This window comes from Pseudomonas sp. P1.31 (assembly GCF_001269815.1).
Taxonomy (GTDB): Bacteria; Pseudomonadota; Gammaproteobacteria; order Pseudomonadales; family Pseudomonadaceae; genus Aquipseudomonas; species Aquipseudomonas rustica.
The window spans coordinates 24149-34498 of the sequence record NZ_LHVN01000009.1 but is presented as its reverse complement, the minus strand read 5'-3'; the positions used below and the strand labels follow the sequence as shown (position 1 = coordinate 34498).

Here is a 10350-nt window from a genome sequence, read left to right as displayed (position 1 = left end):
TCGGTCATGGCGTTTTCAAGCGTAGACCGTTCTGCCGGGTTGGCATGGAGAATCAAAATCAAAAGATCGCAGCCTTCGGCAGCTCCTACAGGGGATTAGGTTGTTCTGCCCGGCAAATCTGCCGTGCGGCTGGCTTGAGCGCGCAAGAAGGCCTAGAATTCCCGCATTGTTTATTCCCCCAAGGTAGCCCCGTAATGTCCTTCGCTGAGCAACTAACCCGCCTGCAAGTCTTCCTCGACGCCGACGAGCTGCACGACGAGGCGCTGGATTACGTGGCCGCTCACGGCTACCTGACCGCCCTCTCGATCTGCTCGGACGTTGTGCCGGATCGCGAGTGGATCGACGCACTGTTCGCCGAAGAGCCGCACTACAGCGGTGAAGCCCAGCGCGAAGAAATCGAAGCCACGCTGATCGGCCTCAAGGCGCACATCGCCCGTCAACTGGCGTCGGATGAAGAATTCGAGCTGCCATGCGAACTGGATCTGGGTGAAGATCCGGACGATTCCGAACTGCGCGGCTGGTGCATCGGTTTCATGGAAGGCGTGTTCCTGCGCGAAGCGGCCTGGTTCGAAACCGCTGAAGAAGAAGTCAGCGAAATGCTTCTGCCGATCATGGTCGGTTCGGGCCTGTTCGACGAACAGCCTGAGTTCGAAGACATCGCCAAAGACGCCAACCTGATGGACGACATGATCGTGCAGATCCCGGAAGCCCTGACCGCGCTGTACCTGCTGTGCCAGGCGCCAGACGAAAAACCGGCGATCCTCAAGCCACGTCACCACTAAGATCCGGCCTATGGACAACCCCATAGGCAACCGCTCCCTGATGCTGCGCTACATCCTGCTGGCCATCGGCTGGCTCAGCGTGGCATTGGGGGTGATCGGTATTTTCCTGCCTGTTCTCCCCACCACACCTTTCCTGCTGCTGGCCGCCGCGTGCTTCGCCCGCAGTTCGCCGCGTTTCTATCGCTGGCTGGTCGAGCATCCTCGGCTCGGGCCATGGATTCGTGACTATCTGGATGGCAACGGCATTCCGCTCAAGGGCAAGGTCTACGCGATCGGGCTGATGTGGGCCAGCATTCTGTTCTCGTGTTATCTGGTGCCAATGCCGTGGGCGCGGGGGTTTATGTTGACCAGTGCGGTGTTGGTGACGGTTTATATTTTGCGACAGAAGACCCTTCCCAAGCGCTGAGGCTTCCCGCTGACCGTTCGTCTTGAAACCACCCTACCCTGTCAGATCTGACAGGTGACGCCTAACCCGTTTCCAGCCATAAATCACTCCGTTGCCTCACCGCTCAACGGAGCCTTCCATGCTTACCCCCAACCTTCCCGACGCCGACACATTGATCCTCGACCAACTCGATATCCCCGGCAAAACCGGGCCGGTGTCGGAGTCGCCAAAGGTCTGGGGCATCAATATTGCGGCGGCGTTGGGTAATTTCCCGCGTCAAGGCCTGCTCTGCCGCGCCGGGCCGTGGACACCAATGGAAATTGGGGATCAGATCAAGGTGTTCTGGAACAAGGATGTGGAAGTCCTGCAGAAAACCGTTGGCCCGGCGGACGTCAACACGACGCTGCAAATGTTCGTGCCTTCGGCGCGCATCCCGGAAGGCCGGGCCGTCGCATCCTATAGCGTCAAGCGCCTCGGCCAGGCCTGGGAGCCGTCCGAGGACATGCAGGTGCTGGTCAAACTCACCCGCCCCGGTGGTCATGACGACAACAACGATCCCGGCCACTCCAAGCTGATCATGCGCTTGCCGCAGGACATCCTCGACGGCGGCATTGATAAGGAAAACGTGGCCGCCGGTGTTCCGGTCGCCATCGAGTCGTATCCAGACATTGCCGCCGGTGATGTGATTCAAGTGAGTTGGGGCGGTGTGTTTGTGCTCAGCGCGCCCCTGTCTCAGGAGCAGGCGGACGGCAAAGTGCCGCTGGTGGTGCACGTCAGCGAAGCGGTCATTCGTGAGGCCGGGGATTCTGACGGGGTGGGTTTGTCCGTGGCCTTCGAGGTCTACGACAAGGTCGACAATCGCTCCGAGGACTGGAGCGCGGCACAACGGGTGGTGGTCGCGATCGATGCGAGCAGGCTGGAAGCGCCGATTCTCAAGGAAGCGCAGAGCAACGTGCTCGACATCGACCAACTGGGCGATGCCCCAGGCACGGCGCAGGTCTGGGTCACGACTGGCGGATCGTTCCAGCCCGGTGACACCCCGATCATCCGGGTCAAGGGCACGCCCGTGGAGGGCCTGCCGATCGATGTCGAGTTCACCGGCGAGCCGCTGACCAGCGTGCCCACCACCGCCGAAATCCCCATCGCCAACGCCGTGCTGCGGCAGATGGCCAAGTCCCAGATCGCCTTGTCCTATCGCCTGAAGAAGGCCAGCGGCGCGCCCGACATGCCTTCCAAATCACAGTTCATCAGCGCCATCGGTGCGATCAAACGCCTGGCCGCCCCCAAAGCACTGGACGCCGTGAGTGGCGCGCTCGACCCGACGTTGAAACAGGTGCGCATCGAGATTCCGTTCGACACCTCATTTGACAAGGGCCAGGCGATCAAACTGTTCTGGCTCGGCACCCGCCCGGAACTCACCCCATACCTTCCGGAACTGCCACTGTACCCGCTCACTGCGGGCGACATCAGTGCTGGCAAACCGCTGCTGATCCCCATCGACGGCGCGCATTTGACGCCGATCAACGGCGGCAAACTGGAGCTCTACTATCAGTTGCTGATCGAGGACGCCGCGCTCGGCGCGATGAACCATGTCAACGCCACCCATGCCATCCGCGAATCCATTCATGCCGATATTCTGCAGGTCGGCGAGCCACGCCTGGAACTGCCCGAACCCGTAGTGGCCGGCGTGATCGACGGCGCATTACCCGGCGACACCGCTGGTACAACGTTGACGGTGAACTACCTCAACACGGCCAAGGGTGATGAGGTGATTTACGAATGGATCGGTTCGAAAACCGGCACGAAAACGGACGGGATCACGCTGTCGTCTTTGACTGAGGGCAAACCGGTTGCGTTCAGGATTGAGGCTGAGTTCATCAGCGGCAACAACAACGGAACGGTATTAGCGAAGTACCTCATCAAGCGTGCAGCGGGTGGGACGAGTTATTCGAATGCGCTGGAGTTCAGGGTTGGCAACGCGCTGGAAAACCCACTCCCGATCGCACGACTTCCACAGGCTACGGGTAGCGGTGCCAGTGTGACTTTGGCACCGCTCGATGCCCAAACGGGTGCAAAGGTTATCGTGGCTTACGCGGGCATGAACGACGGCCATTCCATCCAACTGACTATGGTCGGCAAACCTGGTGCCGGTTCGCCGAGCATTCCGGCCAAAACCGGTTCAAGCAGCGGCAGCATCGAGTTTCTGATTGAACCGGAAGCCATTGCCGCGAACATCGGCAATGGTTCAACAACGTTTACGCTCACGTACGAAGTGACGCTGGGCAGCAACAAAATTCCGTCGCTGCCGTTGACGGTAACGATGACGCCGCTGCCAGCGGCGGAGCTGGACAAGCTATCTATCTTGCAGGCTGATGGCGATGAACTGGATTTGAGCAAAGTTACGGCGGGCGCCACCGTACGTGCGGGCGTGTGGGCGTTTATCAAGGCGGGCCAACCTGTCTGGTTAACGCTCAAGGGAAAGAACGCGCAGGGTGGCGAGCATAACCATGTGGTGTGGAAAGTGCCGGGGGCAGCGGTTAATCAGACTTGGATCAATGGGGGTAAATATGATCAGCCGGTGCCTTATACCTATTTTAAGGATCTGGCACATGGCACGGAGCTGGAACTCCATTTCAAGGCTGCGTTGACGTCGAGCCAGGTTGAGGCGGATGCGATTGTCGCGCCGGTGAAGCGTTACAGGGTCAAGGCTGTGGAGGATGTGAAACCGGTGATCGGCTCGGTGATCGACTCCAAAGGCGTCGCAATCCCTCAAAACGGTCTCACCGTTGATTCCAGTGTCAAGGTCAGCGGCACGGCAACACCCCATCAGACCATCCTGATTTACAACAACAGCGTGAGCACTGGCGGCTTCGCAACAGCGGATGCTCAAGGTAAATGGGATCGGGATTTGGTCGGACTGGCCCAGGGCGACTGCAACCTTACCGCTGTTGCGCAATACGGCAGCAATCCGGTGTCGGTGATATGGAAAATCATCGTTACGCCGATGGTCACGCCGACCATTACCTCGATCAAGGACAGCAAGGGTGTCGAGATTCCTCATGGCGGAACCACCATTTATACCAGCGTGACGATCACTGGGACGGCGAGCAAAGGGCAGAAGGTCGAACTACTGGATGACAATATTTACATAGACAAAGCAGCAGCAGACCCATGGACTGGTGCCTGGACTCTGACGGTAAAAGATTTAGCCAGTGCCGCGCACAACTTTACGGCGAAAGCGCTTTACGGGTATGGCAGTAGTTCGCCGATACGTAACCTCCTAGTTGAACGTGGGGTTATTGAGACTTTCGAGAGCATAACGCCACTCGGCATGCATAAAAATATTGAGCTACAACATTTAAGTATCCAAGCAGGTCAAATTTGGGTAGATCTTGCAAACCCGACATCGGCCCCCTATTTATCAGGAGTAATAATCGCAATTGAAGGCGCGACGAATCGATGGACTCCAAAAAATCTGCCTGCGCAGCCCTACGGACTCAGCTTTGGAGCTTTTTTTTATAAAGCTGCGAACCAGCTCACCAAGGCAAGACTTGATATTACTTTTGATTCAGGCATGGAATCCTTTTATCTTGATATTAAGCATCACGAATGCAAGCAGATTGTTTTTCGCACTCAAAATAAGCGAAGATTCTTACACTTTGGATTAAACGTTGGCCACGACTCAATCATGGACATTGACAACTTAATACTTCTCTACTAATTACGACCACGGAGTGCAAACAAAGCTTAGAAATTATTACTCTTTTAAGATTTAGACAGAAGTATAAAGTAATGAAAACGGGGCTAAAAAAGGGCAGAGTTATTTTCTGAAATAATCTGCCCCTATCAACACCAGACTAACGAGCTAGTCAATACGCAGAGTCAATTAACCGGAACCAAATTATCCAACACCTGATTCACCGCCAGTTCCCCCAACATCACAACCTGCGCAATCCCCAACAGCGTCCTGCGATGAGTGCCTTCCAACATCCCCGCCAGATCGTTGATCATCACGCAAGCCGAACCGAGGCTCTCACTGGCGTCGGCTAATAGAGGTTCGTTCGCGCTGGCCGGGTTGACCATGAACAAACGGTTGGACACATACGGTGCAGCCATGATTTCGGCGGTGGGTGGGCCGAGATAGTGGTCGAGGGCGCGCTCGGCGGCTTCGTGGAATTTCTTTGATTCGGGGGATTCGTAGGGCGATGCCGGATCGGTGGCCGGTGGGTTTGGCGTTACTTTGAACATAGTTACTTTCTCAATAGAGGCCGCAACCATCCCGCTGCTAAACGTTTGGGTGGCAGCTGTACGCAAGTTAGCAGACCGGATAAGTAACAAAACCGGCGCGTCCGAAGACGCCATGCGCACAGCCACCATTTAGTGCAGGCGAAAAAACGCCTGACTGAATATCGCTCATGCAACCGTTGTTACCTATCGGGCTGCTAAACCCGATCACTGGAAATCAGTGACCCGATCCAAGTTACCGACCCGCCCCCAGGTGCACAAGCCGGCGGATTCTGTCTTACGCGTAGGCAATGGCGCAACGTTTTGTGGGCTTCAGGACGTAACACCCGGTGTCTTTTAAACGCGCACATTAAACGGCGCTCATTGCCTATGCCAATTAGCGAACCGTCCGACAGACTTCGTCGCCAACTCACCGACCGTTCGTCTCAAACCACCCCGCCCCTGTCAGATCTGACAGTAGCCAACTTGCTTCCCGTAATGCTCAATCACAAGACCCGGCGCGTCTGCCAACGGTCGCCCCCATCCCACAGCAAGGAAGCTCGCCATGCCCAGCCACTCGCCCTTTCTGTTCCCGCCATGCGATGACCAAAACGCGCCGTTTGCTCTCCGCCCGTTACTGATCGCGGGCATGGTGCAGCCAATTGTCGAGGGCGATGGCGGGATCAATATTGCCGTCGTCAGTGACCATGCCGAAGGCTTGCTCTGCTTGATTAATCCGTATCTGGGCATGCGCGCTGGCGACAGCCATGACATCTATTGGGAAACCAAAGTGATTTTCCGCAAGACCGTCGAGCCCGGCGACGTCGATAAGCCGATGTACTTTTTCCTGCCCGTCGATGATCTGGCCTCAGGTTGGGTCGAGCAGTGTTATTACCAACTGACTCGCGCCGGTGCAACGGCGCCAGACGAGCCTTCCGTGCCCTTGCGATTGCTGGTCAAACTCTTTCGACCGGGCGGGCGCGACCGGGAACCGCATCTGCCGGATGGCCACTCGGAATTGAAGATTGTGCAACTGCCCCCTGATCTGGTCGACCAAGGTGTCATCGATGCCGCATGGGCGGAAAAAGGTGTGCCGGTGACGATTCCGTTCTACCCGGACATGACCCTGCGCGACTCGATTTTGCTGCGTTGGGGCAGTGTCGCGATGACGCCTTATCGGGTCACGCAGGCGCATGTCGACCGGCTGCAACCGATCGTCATCGTGGTTGATCAGGAGGCGATTCTGGAGGGCGGCGATGGCAAGAAGCTGGAGATCAAATACGACCTTTACGATGAAACCTGGAACTGGGCGGTGCGCCATTCCAAGCGCACCCACATCGACGTGGACGCCGGTGCCTGGCGGCTGGACGCGCCGACCATCAAAGAAGCCATCAACGGGATCATTACCGTCAAGGATCTGAACAAGCAGCCGGTCACGGTTCAGGTGCGTGTAGAGGGTACGGATTTCGCGCGGGGCGATACGCTGACCATGACGTGGATCGGCACGCCGTTTAGCGGCCAGCCGCTGATTCACAGCGAGTCGCGCACGATCGAATCTGTTCCGGGCATTGTGGAAATAAACGTGCCCTACGAGGATGTCCGCGCCATTGCCATGGGCCGCGCCGATGCTTCTTATGTGCTGCGCAAAAACAGTGGTGGCCCGCCGTTGTCGTCCAAGCGCACGTTCGCCGATGTGGTGGGAGCGGTGGTGATGCTACCCGAGCCGACGATCCGCGAGCTGATCGGCGATACGCTCGAACCGGATACCCCGCTGGCGACTGTGGATGTCCGCTATCCGGGCATGGCCAACGGCGACTTGATCAATTTGATCTGGCTGGGCACTCAAGCGGACGGCGTGCCTTATCCGCATGAAGAACAACACACGGTCACTCGCAATGAAGCTGAAGCGAAGCTCATTACTTTTCAGATCAAGAACCAACACATCAAAGTGCTTGATGGCGGCAGCCTGGATTTGTCCTATCGCGTGAGCAATGACAACGTGACGCTGTATGGCGTAAGCGAGTCCGATAGGCTGCTGGCCAAGGTTCAGGTTATTCACGCGACACTGCCGGCGCCCCAAGTTCCGGAGGCAACCAACGGTGTGCTCGACCCTGACAACGTCAGCGACAACGTCACCGTACTGGTGAATTTCCCCGGAACGCACAAGGATGACATCCTCACCTACTATTGGACTGGCCCCGGTGCCAGTACTTCCGACTGGGTTCCGATTACCAGCCTGATCATCGGCAAACCCGTGAGATTTCGACTGGATGCCCGGTACGTTCACGCCAATACCGGGCAATCGATCAAGGTGCGCTATTCGTTGCTGCGAGCAGCCACAAACCAGTTTGAATATTCGGCGGGGCTCGACCTGCTCATCGGCGAACAGGTCGGCGTTTTGCCTGCACCGACCGTTATTCAAGCCGCTGACGGCACACTGAACCCGATGGATGCATTGAAGGGTGTCGACATCAACGTCAGCTATCCCGACATGAAGCCTGATCAAGACATCATCCGGCTGAAATGGCTTGGCACGCCGGGCGCGGGAACTTCCGACGACCTGGAACTGCCAGGCGACGCCAGTGGTAGCGTCGCGTTTCACCTGCCTCCGACCGTGGTCGCTGCCAACCTCTCCAAGCGCGTCGAGGTTGAATACGAAGTGAAGCGTCATTCACGGCCAACCCCTTCGCAAACTCTGGATCTGTTGGTCTCGGGATTTCAAAACCCCGAAACCGAACTGCCCCGCCCCCTCGTCGTACAGGCAACGGGCAATGTCCTCGACTTGACGACGTTTACTGGCGATGCGACGACGCGCGTGCCTGTCTGGCCGTTAATTGCGCTCAAACAACGCGTGTGGCTGGCACTCGAGGGGCAAACAAGCACCGGCGCAGGCCACCGAGTGATCTTGCTCGACGGCGTTGAAATGTCTGATGCGCAGGTCGGCAACGGGCTCAATGCAGGGTTACTCAGAAGCGAAGTGGTGAAATTGGGACATGCCACGTCGGCGAAGGTGATCTGCAAGGTTGCCTTCGATGGCGGGACGGTGGAATCGGCAGCGATTGTTTTTCCGGTATTGGAATTGACCGTTAGAACGCGTTACGACTACGTCACTCCAACGATTACCGAAGTGAGCGACTCACAGGGACAGGTTCCGGAGGGCGGTACGACTTTCGACAAGCAGGTGACCGTCAAGGGCACTGCGACCCGGGGAGAAAACGTTGCATTATTTGACGGGACGACGCCACTCGGGACGGCCGACGTTACCGACAGTGGGATCTGGAGCAAAATGCTATCCGGATTGGCGGTGAAGAGCTACCAGATCATCGCCTCGGCACTGTACGACTCAGATCCCGTGGCGAGCAAACCTCGCGGGTTTTCAGTTGCGCAAGCCGTTGCGCCGACCATTGCCAATGTCACCGATTCCAAAGGCACTGTTGCCCATGGCGGCACCACGTTCGATCACTCTGTCACCGTCACCGGCAAGGCCAGTCCGAATCGGAAAGTCCGTCTGCGCGATGGCAGTACTCCGTTGGGCGAACCGACCGCCAATGCCTCGGGTGACTGGAGCCAGGTCGTCACTGGTTTGACTGTCAAAGGTTACAGCCTCACGGCATTGGCGTTGTATGGCGATGGTGCGGAGTCTGCGGCCCGAACCTTTACGGTGGCTCAATCCGTTGCGCCGACCATAGCCAATGTCACCGATTCCAAAGGCACTGTTGCCCATGGCGGCACCACGTTCGATCACTCTGTCACCGTCACCGGCAAGGCCAGTCCGAATCGGAAAGTCCGTCTGCGCGATGGCAGTACTCCGTTGGGCGAACCGACCGCCAATGCCTCGGGTGACTGGAGCCAGGTCGTCACTGGTTTGACTATCAAAGGTTACAGCCTCACCGCACTGGCGTTGTATGGCGATGGTGCGGAGTCTGCGGCCCGAACCTTTACGGTGGCTCAATCCGTTGCGCCGACCATTGCCAATGTTACCGATTCCAAAGGTACTGTTGCCCATGGCGGCACCACGTTCGATCACTCTGTCACCGTCACCGGCAAGGCCAGTCCGAATCGGAAAGTCCGTCTGCGCGATGGCAGTACTCCGTTGGGCGAACCGACCGCCAATGCCTCGGGTGACTGGAGCCAGGTCGTCACTGGTTTGACTGTCAAAGGTTACAGCCTCACGGCGCTGGCGTTGTATGGCGATGGTGCGGAGTCTGCGGCCCGAACCTTTACGGTGGCTCAATCCGTTGCGCCGACCATAGCCAATGTCACCGATTCCAAAGGCACTGTTGCCCATGGCGGGACGACGTTCGATCGCTCTGTCACCGTTACCGGCAAGGCCAGTCCGAATCAGAAAATCCGTCTGCGCGATGGCAGTACTCCGTTGGGCGAACCGACCGCCAATGCCTCGGGTGACTGGAGCCAGGTCGTCACTGGTTTGACTGTCAAAGGTTACAGCCTCACCGCACTGGCGTTGTATGGCGATGGTGCAGTATCGCCAGAACGAACGTTTACCGTCACCGCCGCCTTACATGACTGCACAGATTTCACTCTTGGAAACTTCAACGGCTGGCAAACCGTACCGGCGGGCGCGAACATACTGAGAATTGAAGGCGATAACTACTTGATAAGAATGCCCAGATTGATACCGGAAGTAAGAAAAACCTTTACTTTGCAGGCCGGCCAATACCAATTTACTCTTCGAGCTCGTAGTGACGATTCACGAGCGATTCTGCAGATAATGTTCCAGGATCGAAACATATGGGATTTGACGACGACTTGGGCAAACTACCACGCGTCTCTCACACTGACGGGTACCAGAAACGTAACTATCCAGCTAGCAAATGCCGGTAGCGAAGGGACCTACATAGATTTCGATGACCTTTGCGTAAAACTCATGACATAAAGGAGTTAGTGATTAAAAAAGCCTCGCGACCTGCGAGGCTTTTTTCGAATGAGCGTCAGACG

5 protein-coding genes are annotated in these 10350 nt (G+C 57.2%); 4 read left to right on the top strand and 1 reads right to left on the bottom strand.

Features of this window, described 5'->3' with window-relative positions:
• Positions 1-194: 194 nt before the first annotated feature.
• The 3 genes from AD669_RS07185 to AD669_RS28560 all read left to right on the top strand — a co-directional run bounded on the left by AD669_RS07185 (position 195) and on the right by AD669_RS28560 (position 4888).
• A complete protein-coding gene (locus tag AD669_RS07185) occupies positions 195-782 on the top strand; it encodes a YecA family protein (RefSeq protein ID WP_053118230.1) in 588 nt (195 codons plus the stop codon).
• A 10-nt stretch (positions 783-792) separates the two neighbouring features.
• A complete protein-coding gene (locus AD669_RS07180; RefSeq protein ID WP_053118228.1) occupies positions 793-1188 on the top strand; it encodes a YbaN family protein in 396 nt (131 codons plus the stop codon).
• 118 nt (positions 1189-1306) lie between these two features.
• A complete protein-coding gene (locus AD669_RS28560; protein ID WP_053118225.1) occupies positions 1307-4888 on the top strand; it encodes a hypothetical protein in 3582 nt (1193 codons plus the stop codon).
• Between the two features lie 161 nt (positions 4889-5049).
• Here AD669_RS28560 and AD669_RS07170 read toward each other — a convergent pair whose 3' ends face one another.
• A complete protein-coding gene (locus AD669_RS07170; protein WP_053118223.1) occupies positions 5050-5415 on the bottom strand; it encodes a DUF6124 family protein in 366 nt (121 codons plus the stop codon).
• 541 nt (positions 5416-5956) lie between these two features.
• Here AD669_RS07170 and AD669_RS07165 point away from each other — a divergent pair.
• Entirely contained in the window at positions 5957-10288 is a 4332-nt protein-coding gene (locus AD669_RS07165; RefSeq protein ID WP_053118221.1) for an Ig-like domain repeat protein, read from the top strand.
• Positions 10289-10350 lie beyond the last annotated feature (62 nt).